This is a genomic window from Escherichia sp. E2748, assembly GCF_005781125.1.
In the GTDB taxonomy this organism is placed as follows: domain Bacteria; phylum Pseudomonadota; class Gammaproteobacteria; order Enterobacterales; family Enterobacteriaceae; genus Escherichia.
Genome location: NZ_VATP01000011.1, coordinates 1 through 17,125, shown reverse-complemented (window position 1 = coordinate 17,125; position 17,125 = coordinate 1). Strand labels below are relative to the sequence as shown.

Below are 17,125 nucleotides of genomic sequence, written 5' to 3'. Positions count from 1 at the left end.
TTAACATTTGTTAGACTTATGGTTGTCGGCTTCATAGGGAGAATAACATGAGCATTATTAAAGAATTTCGCGAATTTGCGATGCGCGGGAACGTGGTGGATTTGGCGGTGGGTGTCATTATCGGTGCGGCATTCGGGAAGATCGTCTCTTCACTGGTTGCCGATATCATCATGCCACCTTTAGGCTTATTAATTGGCGGGATCGACTTTAAACAGTTTGCTGTCACGCTACGCGATGCGCAGGGGGATATCCCTGCTGTTGTGATGCATTACGGTGTCTTCATTCAAAACGTCTTTGATTTTCTGATTGTGGCCTTTGCCATCTTTATGGCGATTAAACTAATCAACAAACTGAATCGTAAGAAAGAAGAACCGGCAGCAGCACCTGCACCAACTAAAGAAGAAGTATTACTGACAGAAATTCGTGATTTGCTGAAAGAGCAGAATAACCGATCTTAACAAGCGCCTGAAAGCAGAAGGCCAGTGGTAAAAAAGTGATTTACTTTCTTGCCACTGGCCTCCCAACTACCCCGATTGCCATGTTTTCCTTTTCGCATATAACTGCCTTTCCCTTTTTTATTTTTTTCTACACGCTGCCTGAACAAAGGGTCATGTAGTAATGCTTCAATCGCATTATCCTTTATCTGCCCTTTCGTATGCTGATATCGACTCATAAAAACTCCAGTTGGTTATTTAACGGCGCGAGTGTAATCCCGTCAGTGCAAAAAATCAACAACCTGCTTTGACACCGCTGGCTCCTTGTTCAAGAGCTTCAAGGATAGAGCAATAAACGCTGCTATGGGCGCTACCACAACAGGCATCGTTAAGACGTTGCAAGGAGCGCTGCATGCTCTGCAACTCGGCTATCCGCGCTTCCACTTCCTGTAATCTTTCCTGCACAATACCTTTTGATTCCTGACAAGTATGATGTTCAGGATCGATACGGATCGAAAGTAACTCACGGATCGACTCAAGACTGAAACCAAGTTGTCTGGCATGCCGAATAAATTTCAACCGTTGGAGATCGCTTTCGGTATATAGGCGAAAGCCTCCTTCCGTACGAACTTCATGATCCATCATCTGTTGTTTTTCGTAATAACGTATTGTGTCGGGCGTAACTTCTGCCAGTTTTGCCAACTCACCAATGCGATACATAAATTATCTCTCAGTTGTCATTAATTTTATGCAGAAGCTTATCTGCATATTCGCCACGTAAAAATTCAGTACTCAAACCTGCTTGCCGCAGTTTCAACTCCAGTAAAGACAACTGACGGCTAACATCTTGATATTGCGGATCATCCTGACGGATACCGTTGAGAATATCCAGAAGCTGAATAGCTTCCTTGCGCTGCTCAAGTTCTGGCGGTAAACAGCCGGCATTCTTTAACAAGCGATAGCCCGCACGCAGTTCCGGCGGCACATGTGTGTCATCTTCCAGGATTAATGGTTCACCACTGCCAGGGAGATTTTCAAACACACCTTTAGCCTGTGCTTCAGTAATATGGCGCTCTGCCCACTGGTCAAGTAACCACATAAATACTCCAGGGGATGAACAAAAAGAGTACAGCTATTGTAGATAAGTGGGGATACTACAGATATAAAAAAACCCGCCGGGGCGGGTTTTTTTACGTTACTACAGATTACTCTGCAGCAGCTTCTGCTTTCTCTGAACGATCAACCAGCTCGATGTAAGCCATCGGCGCGTTGTCGCCTGCACGGAAACCACACTTCAGAATACGAGTGTAACCACCGGCACGGCTCGCGAAACGCGGGCCCAGTTCGTTAAACAGTTTTGCCACGATCTCGTTATCACGAGTACGGGCGAATGCCAGACGACGATTAGCAACGCTATCAGTCTTGGCAAGAGTAATCAGCGGCTCAACTACGCGGCGCAGCTCTTTCGCTTTAGGCAGAGTCGTCTTGATGATTTCATGACGAACCAGTGAACCTGCCATGTTGCGGAACATAGCCTGGCGATGGCTGCTGTTGCGGTTCAGTTGACGACCACTCTTACGATGGCGCATGACCTTATCCTTCTCAGTAAAACCTTAACCTGTGATCCGGTTACTCGTCAGCGATGCTTGCCGGTGGCCAGTTTTCCAGGCGCATACCCAGAGACAGTCCACGGGAAGCCAGCACGTCTTTAATCTCAGTAAGAGATTTTTTACCAAGGTTAGGCGTTTTAAGGAGCTCAACCTCGGTACGTTGTACCAGATCACCGATATAGTGGATAGCTTCTGCTTTAAGGCAGTTAGCAGAGCGGACAGTCAATTCCAGATCGTCAACAGGGCGCAGCAGGATCGGATCGAACTCTGGTTTCTCTTCTTTCACTTCCGGCTGACGTACATCACGTAAGTCAACGAAAGCTTCCAGTTGTTCAGCCAGAATGGTTGCCGCACGACGAATCGCCTCTTCAGGATCGATTGTGCCGTTGGTTTCCATTTCGATGACCAGCTTGTCCAGGTCGGTACGCTGTTCTACACGCGCTGCTTCAACATTGTAGGCAATACGCTCTACAGGGCTGTAGCATGCGTCGACCAGCAGACGGCCGATTGGGCGCTCATCTTCTTCCGAATGAATTCGGGTAGAAGCCGGCACATAACCACGACCGCGCTGAACTTTGATACGCATGCTAATAGACGCGTTCTCATCGGTCAGGTGGCAGATCACGTGCTGCGGCTTGACGATTTCGACATCACCGTCGTGGGTGATATCGGCTGCAGTCACAGGGCCAATGCCAGATTTATTCAAGGTAAGAATAACTTCATCTTTGCCCTGAACTCTCACCGCCAGCCCTTTCAGGTTGAGCAGGATTTCCAGGATATCTTCCTGAACGCCTTCTTTGGTGCTGTACTCATGTAGTACACCATCAATCTCAACCTCGGTCACCGCGCAACCCGGCATCGATGAGAGCAGAATACGGCGCAGTGCGTTACCCAGAGTATGGCCAAAGCCACGCTCTAAAGGCTCAAGGGTCACCTTGGCGTGCGTCGAACTCACTTGCTCGATATCAACCAGGCGCGGTTTTAGAAACTCTGTCACAGAACCCTGCATTGTGTCCTCTCTTTGGTACTAAGCTTTACTTGGAGTAAAGCTCGACGATCAGGTGTTCGTTAATGTCCGCAGACAGATCAGAACGCTCCGGCTTACGCTTAAACGTACCTTCCATCTTGCCAGCATCAACTTCCAGCCAGGTTGGCTTTTCACGCTGCTCAGCCAGCTCCAGAGCGGCTTTCACGCGAGACTGCTTCTTCGCTTTCTCACGAATGCTTACAACGTCATTCGGACTAACCTGATAAGAAGCGATGTTAACAACACGACCGTTTACCATAATTGCTTTATGGCTAACCAGCTGGCGTGCTTCTGCACGAGTGGCACCGAAGCCCATACGGTATACAACGTTGTCCAGACGACCTTCCAGCAGAGCCAACAGGTTTTCACCGGTGTTGCCTTTCAGACGTGCTGCTTCTTTGTAGTAGTTACGGAACTGACGCTCCAGCACACCATAGATACGGCGAACTTTTTGCTTTTCACGCAACTGCACACCATAGTCAGACAGACGCGGTTTACGCGCACCGTGCTGGCCAGGAGCTTGTTCAATTTTACACTTGGTATCGATCGCGCGAACGCCAGACTTAAGGAATAAGTCGGTGCCCTCACGACGGCTCAGCTTGAGCTTAGGACCCAAATATCTTGCCATTTTCTTTCTCCAACAAACCTGGAAAACGAAGCGTTATACGCGACGTTTTTTCGGCGGACGACAACCGTTATGAGGGATCGGAGTCACATCAGTAATGTTAGTGATGCGGAAACCTGCGGCGTTCAGAGCACGAATAGTAGATTCGCGGCCTGGACCCGGACCTTTAACCATAACTTCCAGATTCTTGATGCCGTATTCTTTCACGGCGTCAGCGCAACGCTCTGCTGCAACCTGAGCTGCAAACGGAGTGGATTTGCGAGAACCACGGAAACCGGAACCACCGGCTGTTGCCCAACCCAACGCGTTACCCTGACGATCAGTGATAGTCACGATGGTGTTGTTGAAAGAAGCATGGATATGAGCCACGCCGTCAGAGACTTGTTTTCTTACACGTTTACGTGCACGAATTGGTGCCTTTGCCATTATTCAATCACCCCGATTATTTCTTGATCGGTTTGCGCGGACCCTTACGGGTACGTGCGTTGGTCTTGGTACGCTGACCGCGAACCGGTAGACCACGACGATGACGCAAACCGCGATAGCAACCAAGATCCATCAGGCGCTTGATGCTCATGCTGATTTCACGGCGCAGATCACCTTCAACGACAAATTTGGCAACTTCGTCACGCAGCGTGTCGATTTGTCCTTCAGACAGCTCACTGATCTTAACATCTTCAGCGATACCCGCTGCAGCCAGGATGGCTTTAGAACGGGTCTTGCCGACGCCATAAATCGAAGTTAATGCGATTACGGCATGCTTATGATCAGGAATGTTAATGCCTGCTATACGGGCCACTATGCACTCCTACTATTTAATATGTACGTTCCATGCTGAAAAGCCCGTTTTCAGGATACTCAAATGGAAACGCACAGACATACAAAAGATTGGCTGGCTAATCTAGCCAGCTCAACCCAACTTTGCAAGAAAAATATGCGAATAAATCAGCCTTGGCGCTGTTTATGCTTCGGCTCGGCACTGCAAATCACACGGATGACACCATCACGCTTAACGATTTTGCAGTTACGGCATAATTTCTTGACGGAAGCACGAACTTTCATTTTTACTCTCCGTAACTTCTCGGGCGACCAATTATCGGCCGTAGCCTTTCAGGTTCGCCTTCTTCAATGCAGACTCATACTGACTGGACATCATCAGAGTTTGCACTTGAGCCATAAAGTCCATAATCACGACAACAACGATAAGCAGTGAGGTCCCACCGAAGTAGAACGGTACTTTCATTGCATCACGCATGAACTCCGGGATCAGGCAGATAAAGGTAATGTACAGCGCACCAACCAAGGTCAGGCGGGTCATTACTTTATCGATATACTTCGCCGTTTGCTCTCCCGGACGAATTCCTGGTACAAATGCACCGGACTTCTTCAGGTTATCTGCTGTTTCACGCGGGTTGAAAACCAACGCCGTGTAGAAGAAACAGAAGAAGATGATTGCAGACGCATAGAGTAACACATAAAGCGGTTGCCCAGGCTGCAAATACAGCGAAATTGTTGTCAGCCAGTTCCAACCAGTACCGCCCCCGAACCATGACGCGATGGTAGCCGGGAACAGAATAATACTGGAAGCGAAGATTGCCGGGATTACCCCCGCCATATTCACTTTCAGCGGTAAATGTGTGCTCTGTGCAGCATAGACACGACGACCTTGCTGACGTTTTGCGTAGTTTACCACAATGCGGCGTTGACCACGCTCAACAAATACAACAAAGAACGTCACTGCAAATACTAATACTGCAACCAACAGCAACACGAGGAAGTGCAGGTCGCCTTGACGCGCTTGCTCGATAGTATGGGCAATGGCTGGCGGGAGTCCCGCGACAATACCGGCGAAGATAATGATTGAAATACCGTTGCCGATACCTCGTTCAGTGATCTGTTCGCCCAACCACATCAGGAACATCGTTCCTGTGACCAGACTTACAACAGCGGTGAAGTAGAATGCAAAGCCCGGGTTAATAACCAGGCCTTGCATACCAGGCATATTCGGCAGACCGGTAGCAATACCGATCGACTGGAATATTGCCAGCACCAGAGTACCGTAACGGGTGTACTGGCTGATCTTACGACGACCAGACTCCCCTTCTTTCTTAATTTCTGCCAACGTCGGGTGAACCACCGTCAGCAGCTGGATAATGATCGACGCCGAAATATACGGCATGATCCCCAGAGCAAAGATAGAAGCACGGCTGAGAGCACCACCAGAGAACATGTTAAACATCTCAATGATGGTGCCTCGCTGTTGCTCAAGCAGTTTGGCAAGTACAGCGGCATCAATACCAGGGATCGGAATAAAAGAGCCAATACGGAACACAATCAGCGCACCGATAACAAACAGCAGTCTGCGTTTCAGCTCGCCTAAGCCACCTTTGGCACTTTGAAAATCTAATCCCGGTTGTTTAGCCATCTGCTACTTATTCCTCGATTTTACCGCCAGCAGCTTCGATAGCAGCACGAGCGCCTTTAGTAACACGCAGGCCACGAACAGTTACCGGAGTAGTTACTTCGCCAGCCAGGATCACTTTCGCGAACTCGATCTGGATACCGATAATGTTAGCCGCTTTCAGCGTGTTCAGGTCTACAACACCGCCTTCTACTTTAGCCAGGTCAGACAGACGAACTTCGGCTGTAATCGCTGCTTTACGAGAAGTGAAGCCGAATTTCGGCAGACGACGGTACAGAGGCATCTGACCACCCTCGAAACCGCGACGTACGCCACCGCCAGAACGAGATTTCTGACCTTTGTGACCACGACCACCGGTTTTGCCGAGGCCAGAACCGATACCACGACCCAGGCGTTTACCCGCCTTTTTGGAGCCTTCGGCCGGAGACAGAGTATTTAAACGCATCTCTTACTCCTCAACTTTAACCATGAAGGAAACCGCGTTGATCATACCGCGAATAGCAGGAGTATCCTCGCGCTCTACGGTGTGACCAATACGACGCAGACCCAGGCCAAGCAGCGTTGCCTTGTGTTTCGGCAGACGACCGATTGCACTGCGGGTTTGAGTAATTTTAATAGTCTTTGCCATGGTTTATTTCCCCAGAATTTCTTCAACGGATTTACCACGCTTGGCAGCGACCATTTCTGGAGAATTCATATTTTCCAGGCCATCGATAGTTGCACGAACCACGTTAATCGGGTTGGTGGAACCATACGCTTTAGCCAGAACGTTATGAACCCCAGCGACTTCCAGAACGGCGCGCATTGCACCACCGGCGATGATACCGGTACCTTCGGAAGCCGGCTGCATGAATACGCGAGAACCCGTATGAACACCTTTAACAGGGTGTTGCAGAGTGCCGTTATTCAGCGCGACGTTAATCATATTGCGACGGGCTTTTTCCATCGCTTTCTGGATCGCTGCTGGAACTTCACGCGCTTTACCGTAACCAAAACCAACGCGACCGTTACCATCGCCAACTACAGTCAGAGCTGTGAAGGAGAAAATACGACCACCTTTAACGGTTTTAGATACGCGGTTTACCGCGATCAGCTTTTCCTGCAGTTCGCCAGCTTGTTTTTCGATGTGAGCCATCTTACACCTCTACCTTAGAACTGAAGGCCAGCTTCACGGGCAGCATCTGCCAGTGCCTGGACACGACCATGATATTGGAACCCGGAACGGTCAAAGGATACATCTTTGATGCCTTTTTCCAGAGCGCGTTCAGCGACAGCTTTACCCACAGCTGCAGCCGCGTCTTTGTTACCGGTGTACTTCAGTTGTTCAGCGATAGCTTTTTCTACAGTAGAAGCAGCTACCAGAACTTCAGAACCGTTCGGTGCAATTACCTGTGCGTAAATGTGACGCGGGGTACGATGTACCACCAGGCGAGTTGCGCCCAGCTCCTGGAGCTTGCGGCGTGCGCGGGTCGCACGACGGATACGAGCAGATTTCTTATCCATAGTGTTACCTTACTTCTTCTTAGCCTCTTTGGTACGCACGACTTCGTCGGCGTAACGAACACCCTTGCCTTTGTAAGGCTCAGGACGACGGTAGGCGCGCAGATCCGCTGCAACCTGGCCGATCATCTGCTTATCAGCGCCTTTCAGCACGATTTCAGTCTGAGTCGGACATTCAGCAGTGATACCCGCAGGCAGCTGATGGTCAACAGGATGAGAGAAACCCAGAGACAGGTTAATCACATTGCCTTTAACCGCTGCACGGTAACCTACACCAACCAGCTGCAGCTTCTTAGTGAAGCCTTCGGTAACACCGATAACCATTGAGTTCAGCAGGGCACGCGCGGTACCAGCCTGAGCCCAACCGTCTGCGTAACCATCACGCGGACCGAAGGTCAGGGTATTATCTGCATGTTTAACTTCAACAGCATCGTTGAGAGTACGAGTCAGCTCGCCGTTTTTACCTTTGATCGTAATAACCTGACCGTTGATTTTTACATCAACGCCGGCAGGAACAACGACCGGTGCTTTAGCAACACGAGACATTTTTTCCTCCGATTAGGCTACGTAGCAGATAATTTCGCCACCAAGACCAGCCTGGCGCGCTGCACGATCAGTCATAACACCTTTAGAGGTAGAAACAACTGCGATACCCAGACCCGCCATAACTTTCGGCAGCTCATCTTTACGTTTATAGATGCGCAGACCTGGGCGGCTGACACGCTGAATGCTTTCTACAACAGCTTTGCCCTGGAAATACTTCAGAGTAAGTTCCAGTTCAGGCTTGGTGTCGCCTTCAACTTTAAAATCTTCAATAAAACCTTCTTCCTTCAGCACGTTGGCGATTGCCACTTTCAGCTTGGAGGAAGGCATGGTGACCGCAGCTTTGTTCGCGGCCTGACCGTTACGGATACGGGTCAGCATATCCGCGATCGGATCTTGCATGCTCATCTGTCTTTACTCCCGTGATTCAATTGGTGACAATTACCAGCTAGCCTTTTTCAGACCCGGGATTTCACCGCGCATAGCGGCTTCACGGACCTTAATACGGCTCAACCCGAACTTCCGCAGGAAACCATGCGGACGACCTGTTTGACGGCAGCGGTTACGCTGACGAGACGGGCTGGAATCACGCGGCAGAGTCTGCAGCTTGAGAACAGCATTCCAACGATCTTCGTCGGAAGCGTTCACATCAGAGATGATCGCTTTCAGTTCAGCGCGTTTCGCGAAGTATTTATCAGCTAAAGCTACGCGTTTTACTTCGCGTGCTTTCATTGATTGCTTAGCCATTTAGTAACCCTACCTTACTTGCGGAACGGGAAGTCAAAGGCAGCCAGCAGAGCACGGCCTTCTTCGTCAGATTTCGCAGTAGTGGTAATGGTAATATCCAAACCACGAACGCGGTCGACTTTATCGTAGTCGATTTCTGGGAAGATGATCTGCTCACGGACACCCATGCTGTAATTACCACGACCGTCGAAAGACTTAGCGGACAAGCCACGGAAGTCACGGATACGCGGTACAGCAATAGTGATCAGGCGCTCAAAGAACTCCCACATGCGTTCGCCACGCAGAGTTACTTTACAGCCGATCGGATAGCCCTGACGGATTTTGAAGCCTGCAACAGATTTGCGTGCTTTGGTGATCAGCGGTTTTTGACCGGAGATTGCTGCCAGGTCTGCTGCTGCGTTATCCAGCAGTTTTTTGTCAGCGATCGCTTCACCAACACCCATGTTCAGGGTGATCTTCTCGACCCGAGGGACTTGCATGACAGAATTGTAGTTAAACTCAGTCATGAGTTTTTTAACTACTTCGTCTTTGTAGTAATCATGCAGTTTCGCCATCGTACTACTCCAAATTACTTGATAGTTTCGCTGTTAGACTTGAAGAAACGGACTTTCTTACCGTCTTCGAATCTAAAGCCTACACGGTCAGCCTTGCCGGTTGCCGCATTGAAGATTGCTACGTTGGAAACCTGAATAGCGGCTTCTTTTTCAACGATGCCACCCGGTTGGTTCAGGGCCGGAACCGGCTTCTGATGTTTCTTAACCAGGTTGATACCTTCAACAATGACCTTGCCGGAAGACAGGACATTCTTAACTTTACCGCGTTTACCTTTATCTTTACCGGTTAACACGATAACTTCGTCATCACGACGGATTTTCGCTGCCATGATTCGCTCCTTAGAGTACTTCTGGTGCCAGAGAGATAATTTTCATGAACTTCTCACTACGAAGCTCACGAGTTACCGGCCCAAAAATACGCGTACCGATAGGCTGCTCGCTGTTGTTGTTCAGAAGAACACAAGCATTACCATCGAAGCGAATGACAGAACCGTCCGGGCGACGAACACCCTTCTTGGTGCGCACCACTACCGCCTTCAGCACATCACCTTTTTTGACCTTACCACGCGGAATTGCTTCTTTAATGGTGATCTTGATGATGTCGCCTACGCCTGCGTAGCGACGGTGCGAGCCACCCAGAACCTTGATACACATTACGCGACGTGCACCGGAGTTGTCGGCGACGTTCAGCATAGTCTGTTCTTGGATCATTTTAGTGCTCCGCTAATGTCAACTACTACTGAGACCCGAAAATCAGGTCGTTAAAAATCCCCATATCGAGGGCGCGGCATTATAACACCGCTTCAAGGATATGGGTAGAAAAAATAAACGGCTCATTTCTGAGCCGTTTATTCGTATCGAGAGAGTGTACTGTATTACAGAACCGCTTTCTCTACAACGCGAACCAGCGTCCAGGATTTAGTCTTGGACAGCGGACGGCATTCGCGGATTTCAACCACGTCACCGATACCGCATTCGTTGTTCTCGTCATGTACGTGCAGTTTGGTCGTACGCTTGATGAATTTACCGTAGATCGGGTGTTTCACAAAACGTTCGATAGCAACAACAATGGATTTCTCCATTTTGTCGCTAACAACGCGACCTTGCAGAGTACGGATTTTATCGGTCATTACGCACCCGCCTTCTCGTTCAGTAAAGTCTTAACGCGTGCGACATCGCGACGCACTTGCTTCAACAGGTGAGACTGTTGCAGCTGGCCACTTGCAGCCTGCATACGCAGGTTGAACTGCTCACGCAGCAGGTTCAGCAGCTCGGTGTTCAGCTCTTCAACGCTCTTCTCACGCAGCTCTTTTGCTTTCATTACATCACCGTCTTAGTTACAAAGGTGGTTTTAATCGGCAGTTTCGCTGCTGCCAGCTTGAATGCTTCACGGGCCAGCTCTTCCGGAACACCGTCCATTTCATACAGGACTTTACCCGGCTGAATCAAGGCAACCCAATACTCCACGTTACCTTTACCTTTACCCATACGCACTGCCAGCGGCTTTTCAGTGATCGGTTTGTCCGGGAACACACGGATCCAGATCTTACCTTGACGCTTAACTGCACGGGTCATAGCACGACGTGCTGCTTCGATCTGACGTGCAGTCAGACGACCACGGCCAACAGCTTTCAGACCGAAGCTGCCGAAGCTAACATCCGTACCCTGCGCCAGACCGCGGTTACGGCCTTTGTGCATTTTACGGAATTTTGTACGCTTTGGTTGTAACATCAGCGACGCTCCTTATTTACGGCCTTTACGCTGCTGCTTTTTAGGCTGAGCAGCCGGTTTTTCCGGTTGTTCAACAGCAGCCATACCACCCAGGATCTCGCCTTTGAAGATCCACACTTTAACGCCGATTACACCGTAAGTGGTGTGCGCTTCAGAGGTGTTGTAGTCGATGTCAGCACGCAGAGTGTGCAGCGGTACGCGACCTTCGCGGTACCATTCGGTACGTGCGATTTCCGCGCCGCCCAGACGGCCGCTAACTTCAACTTTAATACCTTTAGCGCCCAGACGCATTGCGTTCTGTACAGCACGCTTCATAGCACGACGGAACATAACGCGACGTTCCAGCTGAGAAGTGATGCTGTCAGCAACCAGTTTTGCGTCCAGTTCAGGCTTACGAACTTCGGCGATGTTGATCTGTGCAGGAACGCCAGCGATGTCCGCTACGACCTTACGCAGTTTTTCTACGTCTTCACCTTTTTTACCGATAACGATACCCGGGCGAGCAGTGTGAATGGTTACACGAATGCTCTTAGCCGGACGCTCGATAACGATACGAGATACGGACGCTTTAGCCAGTTCCTTTGTCAGGTACTGACGTACTTTAAAATCGCTGTCCAGGTTGTCAGCGAATTCTTTGGTGTTCGCAAACCAGGTAGAGTTCCATGGTTTTACAATACCCAGGCGAATACCATTAGGATGTACTTTCTGACCCATTGCTAGTCTCCAGAGTCTCAGCGATCGGACACAACCACAGTGATGTGGCTGGTGCGCTTCAGGATGCGATCTGCACGACCTTTTGCACGCGGCATAATGCGCTTCATGCTCGGGCCTTCGTCTACGAAAATTTTCGTAACTTTCAGATCGTCAATGTCAGCGCCATCGTTGTGTTCAGCGTTAGCAATGGCAGATTCCAGAACCTTCTTGACCAGTACAGCCGCTTTCTTGTTGGTGTAGGTCAGAATATCCAGAGCCTGCGACACTTTCTTACCGCGAATCAGGTCAGCAACAAGGCGAACCTTCTGAGCAGAAGAACGAGCATGGCGATGTTTAGCGATAGTTTCCATCTCTTCCTCCTACCTTATTTCTTTTTCGCTTTTTTATCAGCAGCGTGGCCGCGATAAGTACGAGTCGGTGCGAATTCACCCAGTTTGTGGCCGACCATTTCGTCGGTTACAAATACCGGAACGTGCTGACGACCATTATGGACAGCGATGGTCAAACCGATCATGTTAGGAAAGATCGTTGAACGACGGGACCAAGTGCGCAGGGGCTTCTTGTCTCCGCTTTCCACCGCTTTCTCTACCTTCTTCAGCAAGTGCAGGTCAATAAAAGGACCTTTCTTGAGAGAACGTGGCATGGCTTATCCTCTAAAATTATTTGCTACGGCGACGTACGATGAATTTATCAGTACGCTTGTTGCTGCGGGTCTTCTTACCTTTGGTCTGAACGCCCCACGGAGTTACCGGGTGCTTACCAAAGTTACGACCTTCACCACCACCATGTGGGTGGTCTACCGGGTTCATCGCGGTACCGCGAACGGTCGGACGAACACCACGCCAGCGTGCAGCACCTGCTTTACCCAGAACGCGCAGCATATGCTCAGCATTGCCAACTTCGCCCAGAGTTGCACGGCAGTCTGCTTCTACTTTACGCATTTCACCAGAACGCAGACGCAGGGTGACATAAGCACCATCACGAGCAACGATCTGAACGTAAGTACCAGCGGAACGTGCCAGCTGACCGCCTTTACCTGGTTTCATTTCTACGTTGTGAACAGTAGAACCAACCGGGATGTTGCGCATCGGCAGGGTGTTACCTGGTTTGATTGCAGCATCAACGCCAGACTGAATCTGGTCGCCAGCTTTCAGGCCTTTAGGGGCCAGGATGTAACGGCGTTCACCGTCTTTGTACAGAACCAGCGCGATGTTCGCGGAACGGTTCGGATCGTACTCAAGACGTTCAACAACTGCCGGGATACCGTCTTTGTTGCGTTTGAAGTCAACAATACGGTAAGCCTGCTTGTGGCCACCACCGATATGACGAGTGGTGATACGGCCATTGTTGTTACGACCACCGGATTTGCTGTTTTTTTCCAGCAACGGAGCAAAAGGTTTGCCCTTGTGCAGCTCAGGGTTAACCACTTTAACAACGTGGCGACGACCCGGAGATGTCGGTTTACATTTAACAACTGCCATTGTATTACTCCTCCGACTTACTCAGCGCCGCCAACGAAGTCCAGATTCTGGCCTTCTTTCAGGGTGACGTAAGCTTTTTTCCAGTCGCTACGACGACCGATACGCTGTCCGTGACGTTTAACTTTCCCTTTAACTACCAGGGTGTTAACGACTTCGACTTCGACTTCAAACAGTTTCTGCACAGCAGCTTTGATTTCTGCTTTGGTCGCGTCTTTAGCAACTTTGAGTACGATGGTGTTGGATTTTTCCATCGCAGTAGACGCTTTTTCAGAAACGTGCGGTGCACGCAGCACCTTCAGCAGACGTTCTTCACGAATCATGCCAGCATCTCCTCAACTTGCTTAACAGCATCAGCAGTCATTACGACTTTGTCGAAGGCGATCAGGCTAACCGGGTCGATACCAGTTGCATCGCGTACGTCAACCTTGTGCAGGTTGCGCGCAGCCAGGAACAGGTTCTCGTCCAGCTCACCGGTGATGATCAGCACATCTTCCAGAGCCATGTCTTTCAGTTTCTGTGCCAGCAGCTTGGTTTTCGGAGCTTCTACAGAGAACTTCTCGACAACGATCAGACGATCCTGACGTACCAGTTCGGACAGGATGCTTTTCAGCGCGCCGCGGTACATCTTCTTGTTAACTTTTTGACTGTGGTCCTGCGGACGAGCAGCGAAGGTCACGCCACCAGAACGCCAAATCGGGCTCTTGATAGAACCAGAACGCGCACGGCCGGTGCCTTTCTGGCGCCACGGTTTTTTACCGGAACCAGTTACTTCAGCACGAGTCTTCTGAGCACGAGTACCCTGACGAGCACCGGCTGCATAAGCAACAACAACCTGGTGAACCAGCGCTTCGTTGAAATCACGACCGAAGGTAGTTTCGGAAACAGTCAGCGCGCTCTGCGCGTCTTTCAATACTAATTCCATTGCTATCTCCTTACGCCTTCACAGCTGGTTTAACGATCAGGTCGCTACCGGTTGCACCCGGGACAGCACCTTTAACCAGCAGCAGGTTGCGCTCAGCGTCAACGCGTACTACGTCAAGGCTCTGAACGGTTACACGTTCGTTACCCATCTGACCTGCCATTTTCTTGCCTTTGAACACTTTGCCCGGAGTCTGGTTCTGACCGATAGAACCCGGTACGCGGTGAGACAAGGAGTTACCGTGAGTAGCGTCCTGGGTACGGAAGTTCCAGCGCTTAACGGTACCTGCGAAACCTTTACCTTTAGAGGTGCCAGTTACGTCAACTTTTTTAACGTCAGCAAACAGTTCAACGCTAATGCTCTGACCTACAGTGAACTCTTCGCCTTCAGCCAGGCGGAATTCCCACAGACCACGGCCAGCTTCTACGCCAGCTTTAGCGAAGTGGCCAGCTTCAGGCTTGGTCACACGGTTAGCTTTTTTAGCACCGGTGGTTACCTGAATAGCACGGTAGCCATCGTTAGCCAGGTCTTTAACCTGAGTAACGCGGTTTGCTTCAACTTCGATTACGGTTACTGGGATAGAAACGCCGTCTTCTGTGAAGATACGGGTCATACCCACTTTTTTACCGACTAAACCAATCATTGTTTCAACCTCTCAATCGCTCAATGACCTGATTAACCCAGGCTGATCTGCACGTCTACACCGGCAGCCAGATCCAGACGCATCAGAGCATCAACGGTTTTCTCGGTTGGCTCAACGATGTCAACCAGACGCAAGTGAGTACGGATTTCGTACTGATCGCGCGCGTCTTTGTTGACGTGCGGAGAGATCAGAACAGTGAAGCGCTCTTTGCGTGTCGGCAGCGGGATCGGACCACGGACCTGCGCACCAGTGCGCTTGGCAGTCTCGACGATTTCCGCGGTTGCTTGATCGATCAGACGATGATCAAACGCTTTCAGGCGGATACGGATTCTTTGGTTCTGCATGAGACCAGAGCTCCAATTATTTTATAAACGAAAATGATTACTCCTCAGACCCATTACGATTGATGGGAGAGTGTAACCGTTCTTACGTAGCCCCCCGATTGGGAGCATTGTTAGGTAGCCAAATTCGGCTAACTGAGGTTCAGATTGAACCTGCTGTCAACTACGACAAGCCCGCGCATTATACGCAAATCTGAGATTGACGCAAGCATCGGGTAGAAATTAATCGCAACGCACAGATTGCGAGCTGCATTCCACGAAATTTGTAAGGTCGTGAAGATAGCGTTTTTCACCGGAACCAGGTTAACAAATCAGCGATTTCGCTGTTGCTGAGTATCCGGAGTTATTCGATGGTGATACTCCAATTACAGAGGATGTTTTATGGTCGCTACCCTTCCCTTTCTGATTTTGTACGTTTGCTTATCAGTCCTACTTTTTTTCTGGGATGCAAAGCATGGCTTGTTACCTGACAGGTTTACCTGCCCGTTACTCTGGTCAGGTCTTTTGTTCTATCAGGTTTGTCATCCTGACGGTTTAGCCGATGCGTTATGGGGGGCGATTATTGGTTACGGCACATTCGCTGTCATTTACTGGGGATATCGCATGCTGCGTCATAAAGAAGGATTAGGCTATGGTGATGTGAAGTTTCTCGCCGCCCTTGGCGCCTGGCATACATGGGCCTTCTTGCCACGGCTGGTTTTCCTTGCCGCCTCATTCGCTTGCGGAGCCGTAGTTATTGGTCTGCTCATGAGAGGAAAAGAATCATTAAAAAACCCGCTGCCTTTTGGGCCATTTCTGGCAGCTGCGGGTTTCGTTGTAGGCTGGGATACTCTGCTGGCAGACCGTTAATCTTTAACTTTAATTTGTGATTGCAGGTAATTTTGTAGGCCGATTTTACCGATGAGATCCAGTTCAGTTTCGAGCCAGTCGATATGACCTTCTTCATCAGCAAGGATCTCGATCATCATATCGCGGCTAACATAGTCATGAACGCTGTCGGCATAAGCGATAGCCTCACGAAGATCCTTCGCACCTTCCAGCTCTAATCGCAGGTCGGATTGCAGCATCTCTTCAACATCTTCACCGATCCCTAGCTTGCCTAAATCCTGTAAGTTAGGAATCCCTTCTAAGAACAAAATACGCTCGATATATTTATCGGCGTGCTTCATCTCATCGATAGATTCATGGTATTCGACATCATTAAGGCGCATCAGGCCCCAGTTTTTAAACATACGGGCATGAAGAAAATACTGATTGATCGCGACAAGCTCATTTCCCAATAGTTTATTGAGATAATTTATGATTTTAACATCACCTTTCATTTTATAGTCCCTCCGCTTCCACTATTAGAGCGTAGATGGGGCTAGCGGGATGTCAAAAAATAAGCGTGAGCTTCAGGCAATCTCTTTAAATTCGGGCATCTGCATCAATTCGTCCTGCATCACTTCGCGTGCGGCGCGAATGCACTTACCGCATTGATTTCCCACAGGAATAAACTTGCGTAATTGTTGGAAAGACTGAGGATGAAACTGACGGACTGCCTGGCGAATTTTTTTGTCACTTACACCATTACACAAACAAACGTACATGATTACTCCCGTTCAAATTCTGCGCAAAGTGTAAATGAGAATAGTTATGATTACAATAGCACAGTTTTATTTGCGCCACAGTTCAGCCAGCGAAATTACGACGAAATATTTCGAACTCAAATTACGGGCAGCAAAAAGGGCGCCTAAGCGCCCTTTTTAATTCAAAACTAATTAACGCGTAATTAGCTCAGAACTTTAGCAACAACGCCCGCACCAACGGTACGGCCGCCTTCACGGATTGCGAA

Annotated in this window: 36 protein-coding genes; 2 read left to right on the top strand and 34 right to left on the bottom strand. The window is 49.6% G+C overall.

The window, feature by feature from the left end:
* Window positions 1–47: 47 nt before the first annotated feature.
* Window positions 48–458, top strand: a complete 411-nt coding sequence (gene mscL / locus FEK42_RS11665) for a large-conductance mechanosensitive channel protein MscL (protein ID WP_000022442.1) — start codon at window positions 48–50, stop codon at window positions 456–458.
* On the opposite strand, the gene arfA is transcribed toward mscL, so the two are convergent.
* From arfA to rpsJ, 31 genes are all read right to left on the bottom strand, one after another.
* The gene (arfA, locus tag FEK42_RS11660; RefSeq protein ID WP_042201146.1) at window positions 455–673 is read right to left on the bottom strand and encodes an alternative ribosome-rescue factor ArfA; all 219 of its coding nucleotides are present in this window, start codon (window positions 671–673) and stop codon (window positions 455–457) included. The two genes, mscL and arfA, sit on opposite strands and share 4 nt — an antisense overlap.
* Before the next feature lie 55 nt (window positions 674–728).
* Window positions 729–1,154, bottom strand: a complete 426-nt coding sequence (gene zntR, locus FEK42_RS11655) for a Zn(2+)-responsive transcriptional regulator (RefSeq protein WP_059222259.1) — start codon at window positions 1,152–1,154, stop codon at window positions 729–731.
* Window positions 1,155–1,164: 10 nt separating this feature from the next.
* A complete protein-coding gene (locus tag FEK42_RS11650; RefSeq protein ID WP_135493040.1) occupies window positions 1,165–1,533 on the bottom strand; it encodes a DUF1992 domain-containing protein in 369 nt (122 codons plus the stop codon).
* Between the two features lie 106 nt (window positions 1,534–1,639).
* Window positions 1,640–2,023, bottom strand: a complete 384-nt coding sequence (rplQ, locus tag FEK42_RS11645; protein WP_001216368.1) for a 50S ribosomal protein L17 — start codon at window positions 2,021–2,023, stop codon at window positions 1,640–1,642.
* Window positions 2,024–2,063: 40 nt separating this feature from the next.
* Complete coding sequence (gene rpoA / locus FEK42_RS11640) at window positions 2,064–3,053, bottom strand: DNA-directed RNA polymerase subunit alpha (RefSeq protein WP_001162094.1); 990 nt, start codon at window positions 3,051–3,053, stop codon at window positions 2,064–2,066.
* Window positions 3,054–3,078: 25 nt separating this feature from the next.
* Window positions 3,079–3,699 carry a 30S ribosomal protein S4 gene (gene rpsD, locus FEK42_RS11635; protein WP_000135224.1) on the bottom strand — a complete coding sequence of 207 codons (621 nt, stop codon included), beginning with the start codon at window positions 3,697–3,699 and terminating at the stop codon, window positions 3,079–3,081.
* Between the two features lie 33 nt (window positions 3,700–3,732).
* Window positions 3,733–4,122 carry a 30S ribosomal protein S11 gene (gene rpsK, locus FEK42_RS11630; protein ID WP_001029684.1) on the bottom strand — a complete coding sequence of 130 codons (390 nt, stop codon included), beginning with the start codon at window positions 4,120–4,122 and terminating at the stop codon, window positions 3,733–3,735.
* Between the two features lie 16 nt (window positions 4,123–4,138).
* Window positions 4,139–4,495, bottom strand: a complete 357-nt coding sequence (rpsM, locus tag FEK42_RS11625) for a 30S ribosomal protein S13 (protein WP_000090775.1) — start codon at window positions 4,493–4,495, stop codon at window positions 4,139–4,141.
* Between the two features lie 146 nt (window positions 4,496–4,641).
* On the bottom strand, window positions 4,642–4,758 hold the full coding sequence (gene rpmJ, locus FEK42_RS11620) for a 50S ribosomal protein L36 (RefSeq protein ID WP_000868187.1): 117 nt from the start codon (window positions 4,756–4,758) through the stop codon (window positions 4,642–4,644).
* Window positions 4,759–4,789: 31 nt separating this feature from the next.
* The gene (secY, locus tag FEK42_RS11615; protein WP_001118861.1) at window positions 4,790–6,121 is read right to left on the bottom strand and encodes a preprotein translocase subunit SecY; all 1,332 of its coding nucleotides are present in this window, start codon (window positions 6,119–6,121) and stop codon (window positions 4,790–4,792) included.
* Between the two features lie 7 nt (window positions 6,122–6,128).
* A complete protein-coding gene (gene rplO, locus FEK42_RS11610) occupies window positions 6,129–6,563 on the bottom strand; it encodes a 50S ribosomal protein L15 (RefSeq protein ID WP_001238917.1) in 435 nt (144 codons plus the stop codon).
* Between the two features lie 3 nt (window positions 6,564–6,566).
* Complete coding sequence (gene rpmD / locus FEK42_RS11605) at window positions 6,567–6,746, bottom strand: 50S ribosomal protein L30 (protein WP_001140433.1); 180 nt, start codon at window positions 6,744–6,746, stop codon at window positions 6,567–6,569.
* Between the two features lie 3 nt (window positions 6,747–6,749).
* Entirely contained in the window at window positions 6,750–7,253 is a 504-nt protein-coding gene (rpsE, locus tag FEK42_RS11600; RefSeq protein ID WP_000940121.1) for a 30S ribosomal protein S5, read from the bottom strand.
* A 14-nt stretch (window positions 7,254–7,267) separates the two neighbouring features.
* Complete coding sequence (rplR, locus tag FEK42_RS11595) at window positions 7,268–7,621, bottom strand: 50S ribosomal protein L18 (RefSeq protein WP_000358960.1); 354 nt, start codon at window positions 7,619–7,621, stop codon at window positions 7,268–7,270.
* A 9-nt stretch (window positions 7,622–7,630) separates the two neighbouring features.
* Window positions 7,631–8,164 (bottom strand): 50S ribosomal protein L6, encoded by a 534-nt coding sequence (gene rplF / locus FEK42_RS11590; protein WP_064524927.1) that lies wholly within the window; start codon window positions 8,162–8,164, stop codon window positions 7,631–7,633.
* 12 nt (window positions 8,165–8,176) lie between these two features.
* Window positions 8,177–8,569 (bottom strand): 30S ribosomal protein S8, encoded by a 393-nt coding sequence (rpsH, locus tag FEK42_RS11585; protein ID WP_000062611.1) that lies wholly within the window; start codon window positions 8,567–8,569, stop codon window positions 8,177–8,179.
* A gap of 33 nt (window positions 8,570–8,602) precedes the next feature.
* Window positions 8,603–8,908, bottom strand: coding sequence for a 30S ribosomal protein S14 (gene rpsN / locus FEK42_RS11580; RefSeq protein ID WP_001118930.1), 306 nt, complete (start codon window positions 8,906–8,908; stop codon window positions 8,603–8,605).
* A gap of 14 nt (window positions 8,909–8,922) precedes the next feature.
* The gene (gene rplE, locus FEK42_RS11575) at window positions 8,923–9,462 is read right to left on the bottom strand and encodes a 50S ribosomal protein L5 (RefSeq protein ID WP_001096200.1); all 540 of its coding nucleotides are present in this window, start codon (window positions 9,460–9,462) and stop codon (window positions 8,923–8,925) included.
* Window positions 9,463–9,476: 14 nt separating this feature from the next.
* On the bottom strand, window positions 9,477–9,791 hold the full coding sequence (gene rplX / locus FEK42_RS11570; protein WP_000729185.1) for a 50S ribosomal protein L24: 315 nt from the start codon (window positions 9,789–9,791) through the stop codon (window positions 9,477–9,479).
* A gap of 10 nt (window positions 9,792–9,801) precedes the next feature.
* Complete coding sequence (rplN, locus tag FEK42_RS11565; protein WP_000613955.1) at window positions 9,802–10,173, bottom strand: 50S ribosomal protein L14; 372 nt, start codon at window positions 10,171–10,173, stop codon at window positions 9,802–9,804.
* A gap of 164 nt (window positions 10,174–10,337) precedes the next feature.
* Complete coding sequence (gene rpsQ / locus FEK42_RS11560; RefSeq protein WP_000130100.1) at window positions 10,338–10,592, bottom strand: 30S ribosomal protein S17; 255 nt, start codon at window positions 10,590–10,592, stop codon at window positions 10,338–10,340.
* Window positions 10,592–10,783 (bottom strand): 50S ribosomal protein L29, encoded by a 192-nt coding sequence (gene rpmC, locus FEK42_RS11555; protein ID WP_000644741.1) that lies wholly within the window; start codon window positions 10,781–10,783, stop codon window positions 10,592–10,594. The genes rpsQ and rpmC overlap by 1 nt, the downstream gene beginning before the upstream one ends.
* Window positions 10,783–11,193, bottom strand: a complete 411-nt coding sequence (rplP, locus tag FEK42_RS11550) for a 50S ribosomal protein L16 (RefSeq protein ID WP_000941212.1) — start codon at window positions 11,191–11,193, stop codon at window positions 10,783–10,785. The genes rpmC and rplP overlap by 1 nt, the downstream gene beginning before the upstream one ends.
* A 12-nt stretch (window positions 11,194–11,205) precedes the next feature.
* Window positions 11,206–11,907, bottom strand: coding sequence for a 30S ribosomal protein S3 (gene rpsC / locus FEK42_RS11545; RefSeq protein ID WP_000529945.1), 702 nt, complete (start codon window positions 11,905–11,907; stop codon window positions 11,206–11,208).
* Between the two features lie 17 nt (window positions 11,908–11,924).
* A complete protein-coding gene (rplV, locus tag FEK42_RS11540) occupies window positions 11,925–12,257 on the bottom strand; it encodes a 50S ribosomal protein L22 (RefSeq protein ID WP_000447529.1) in 333 nt (110 codons plus the stop codon).
* Between the two features lie 14 nt (window positions 12,258–12,271).
* Complete coding sequence (gene rpsS / locus FEK42_RS11535; RefSeq protein WP_001138117.1) at window positions 12,272–12,550, bottom strand: 30S ribosomal protein S19; 279 nt, start codon at window positions 12,548–12,550, stop codon at window positions 12,272–12,274.
* Between the two features lie 16 nt (window positions 12,551–12,566).
* Window positions 12,567–13,388 carry a 50S ribosomal protein L2 gene (gene rplB / locus FEK42_RS11530; protein WP_000301864.1) on the bottom strand — a complete coding sequence of 274 codons (822 nt, stop codon included), beginning with the start codon at window positions 13,386–13,388 and terminating at the stop codon, window positions 12,567–12,569.
* Between the two features lie 17 nt (window positions 13,389–13,405).
* On the bottom strand, window positions 13,406–13,708 hold the full coding sequence (rplW, locus tag FEK42_RS11525; protein ID WP_000617544.1) for a 50S ribosomal protein L23: 303 nt from the start codon (window positions 13,706–13,708) through the stop codon (window positions 13,406–13,408).
* A complete protein-coding gene (rplD, locus tag FEK42_RS11520) occupies window positions 13,705–14,310 on the bottom strand; it encodes a 50S ribosomal protein L4 (RefSeq protein ID WP_000424395.1) in 606 nt (201 codons plus the stop codon). The genes rplW and rplD overlap by 4 nt, the downstream gene beginning before the upstream one ends.
* A gap of 10 nt (window positions 14,311–14,320) precedes the next feature.
* On the bottom strand, window positions 14,321–14,950 hold the full coding sequence (gene rplC / locus FEK42_RS11515; RefSeq protein WP_000579833.1) for a 50S ribosomal protein L3: 630 nt from the start codon (window positions 14,948–14,950) through the stop codon (window positions 14,321–14,323).
* Window positions 14,951–14,982: 32 nt separating this feature from the next.
* Complete coding sequence (rpsJ, locus tag FEK42_RS11510) at window positions 14,983–15,294, bottom strand: 30S ribosomal protein S10 (protein WP_001181004.1); 312 nt, start codon at window positions 15,292–15,294, stop codon at window positions 14,983–14,985.
* 378 nt (window positions 15,295–15,672) lie between these two features.
* Between rpsJ and FEK42_RS11505 the strand changes: the two genes are divergently transcribed.
* Entirely contained in the window at window positions 15,673–16,140 is a 468-nt protein-coding gene (locus tag FEK42_RS11505) for an A24 family peptidase (protein ID WP_138211832.1), read from the top strand.
* On the opposite strand, the gene bfr is transcribed toward FEK42_RS11505, so the two are convergent.
* The 3 genes from bfr to FEK42_RS11490 form a co-directional block, all read right to left on the bottom strand.
* The gene (gene bfr / locus FEK42_RS11500) at window positions 16,137–16,613 is read right to left on the bottom strand and encodes a bacterioferritin (protein ID WP_000675515.1); all 477 of its coding nucleotides are present in this window, start codon (window positions 16,611–16,613) and stop codon (window positions 16,137–16,139) included. The genes FEK42_RS11505 and bfr overlap by 4 nt on opposite strands.
* A 72-nt stretch (window positions 16,614–16,685) precedes the next feature.
* On the bottom strand, window positions 16,686–16,880 hold the full coding sequence (gene bfd / locus FEK42_RS11495; RefSeq protein WP_000289090.1) for a bacterioferritin-associated ferredoxin: 195 nt from the start codon (window positions 16,878–16,880) through the stop codon (window positions 16,686–16,688).
* A gap of 182 nt (window positions 16,881–17,062) precedes the next feature.
* The coding region (locus FEK42_RS11490; protein WP_072095827.1) for an elongation factor Tu at window positions 17,063–17,125 on the bottom strand (63 nt) is incomplete at its 5' end.

Bases quoted from the DNA above. Each gene is read 5' to 3' on its own strand.
- mscL (WP_000022442.1), top strand. From the start codon at position 48: ATGAGCATTATTAAAGAATTTCGCGAATTTGCGATGCGCGGGAACGTG.
- arfA (WP_042201146.1), bottom strand. From the start codon at position 673: ATGAGTCGATATCAGCATACGAAAGGGCAGATAAAGGATAATGCGATT.
- zntR (WP_059222259.1), bottom strand. From the start codon at position 1,154: ATGTATCGCATTGGTGAGTTGGCAAAACTGGCAGAAGTTACGCCCGAC.
- FEK42_RS11650 (WP_135493040.1), bottom strand. From the start codon at position 1,533: ATGTGGTTACTTGACCAGTGGGCAGAGCGCCATATTACTGAAGCACAG.
- rplQ (WP_001216368.1), bottom strand. From the start codon at position 2,023: ATGCGCCATCGTAAGAGTGGTCGTCAACTGAACCGCAACAGCAGCCAT.
- rpoA (WP_001162094.1), bottom strand. From the start codon at position 3,053: ATGCAGGGTTCTGTGACAGAGTTTCTAAAACCGCGCCTGGTTGATATC.
- rpsD (WP_000135224.1), bottom strand. From the start codon at position 3,699: ATGGCAAGATATTTGGGTCCTAAGCTCAAGCTGAGCCGTCGTGAGGGC.
- rpsK (WP_001029684.1), bottom strand. From the start codon at position 4,122: ATGGCAAAGGCACCAATTCGTGCACGTAAACGTGTAAGAAAACAAGTC.
- rpmJ (WP_000868187.1), bottom strand. From the start codon at position 4,758: ATGAAAGTTCGTGCTTCCGTCAAGAAATTATGCCGTAACTGCAAAATC.
- secY (WP_001118861.1), bottom strand. From the start codon at position 6,121: ATGGCTAAACAACCGGGATTAGATTTTCAAAGTGCCAAAGGTGGCTTA.
- rplO (WP_001238917.1), bottom strand. From the start codon at position 6,563: ATGCGTTTAAATACTCTGTCTCCGGCCGAAGGCTCCAAAAAGGCGGGT.
- rpmD (WP_001140433.1), bottom strand. From the start codon at position 6,746: ATGGCAAAGACTATTAAAATTACTCAAACCCGCAGTGCAATCGGTCGT.
- rpsE (WP_000940121.1), bottom strand. From the start codon at position 7,253: ATGGCTCACATCGAAAAACAAGCTGGCGAACTGCAGGAAAAGCTGATC.
- rplR (WP_000358960.1), bottom strand. From the start codon at position 7,621: ATGGATAAGAAATCTGCTCGTATCCGTCGTGCGACCCGCGCACGCCGC.
- rplF (WP_064524927.1), bottom strand. From the start codon at position 8,164: ATGTCTCGTGTTGCTAAAGCACCGGTCGTTGTTCCTGCCGGCGTTGAT.
- rpsH (WP_000062611.1), bottom strand. From the start codon at position 8,569: ATGAGCATGCAAGATCCGATCGCGGATATGCTGACCCGTATCCGTAAC.
- rpsN (WP_001118930.1), bottom strand. From the start codon at position 8,908: ATGGCTAAGCAATCAATGAAAGCACGCGAAGTAAAACGCGTAGCTTTA.
- rplE (WP_001096200.1), bottom strand. From the start codon at position 9,462: ATGGCGAAACTGCATGATTACTACAAAGACGAAGTAGTTAAAAAACTC.
- rplX (WP_000729185.1), bottom strand. From the start codon at position 9,791: ATGGCAGCGAAAATCCGTCGTGATGACGAAGTTATCGTGTTAACCGGT.
- rplN (WP_000613955.1), bottom strand. From the start codon at position 10,173: ATGATCCAAGAACAGACTATGCTGAACGTCGCCGACAACTCCGGTGCA.
- rpsQ (WP_000130100.1), bottom strand. From the start codon at position 10,592: ATGACCGATAAAATCCGTACTCTGCAAGGTCGCGTTGTTAGCGACAAA.
- rpmC (WP_000644741.1), bottom strand. From the start codon at position 10,783: ATGAAAGCAAAAGAGCTGCGTGAGAAGAGCGTTGAAGAGCTGAACACC.
- rplP (WP_000941212.1), bottom strand. From the start codon at position 11,193: ATGTTACAACCAAAGCGTACAAAATTCCGTAAAATGCACAAAGGCCGT.
- rpsC (WP_000529945.1), bottom strand. From the start codon at position 11,907: ATGGGTCAGAAAGTACATCCTAATGGTATTCGCCTGGGTATTGTAAAA.
- rplV (WP_000447529.1), bottom strand. From the start codon at position 12,257: ATGGAAACTATCGCTAAACATCGCCATGCTCGTTCTTCTGCTCAGAAG.
- rpsS (WP_001138117.1), bottom strand. From the start codon at position 12,550: ATGCCACGTTCTCTCAAGAAAGGTCCTTTTATTGACCTGCACTTGCTG.
- rplB (WP_000301864.1), bottom strand. From the start codon at position 13,388: ATGGCAGTTGTTAAATGTAAACCGACATCTCCGGGTCGTCGCCACGTT.
- rplW (WP_000617544.1), bottom strand. From the start codon at position 13,708: ATGATTCGTGAAGAACGTCTGCTGAAGGTGCTGCGTGCACCGCACGTT.
- rplD (WP_000424395.1), bottom strand. From the start codon at position 14,310: ATGGAATTAGTATTGAAAGACGCGCAGAGCGCGCTGACTGTTTCCGAA.
- rplC (WP_000579833.1), bottom strand. From the start codon at position 14,950: ATGATTGGTTTAGTCGGTAAAAAAGTGGGTATGACCCGTATCTTCACA.
- rpsJ (WP_001181004.1), bottom strand. From the start codon at position 15,294: ATGCAGAACCAAAGAATCCGTATCCGCCTGAAAGCGTTTGATCATCGT.
- FEK42_RS11505 (WP_138211832.1), top strand. From the start codon at position 15,673: ATGGTCGCTACCCTTCCCTTTCTGATTTTGTACGTTTGCTTATCAGTC.
- bfr (WP_000675515.1), bottom strand. From the start codon at position 16,613: ATGAAAGGTGATGTTAAAATCATAAATTATCTCAATAAACTATTGGGA.
- bfd (WP_000289090.1), bottom strand. From the start codon at position 16,880: ATGTACGTTTGTTTGTGTAATGGTGTAAGTGACAAAAAAATTCGCCAG.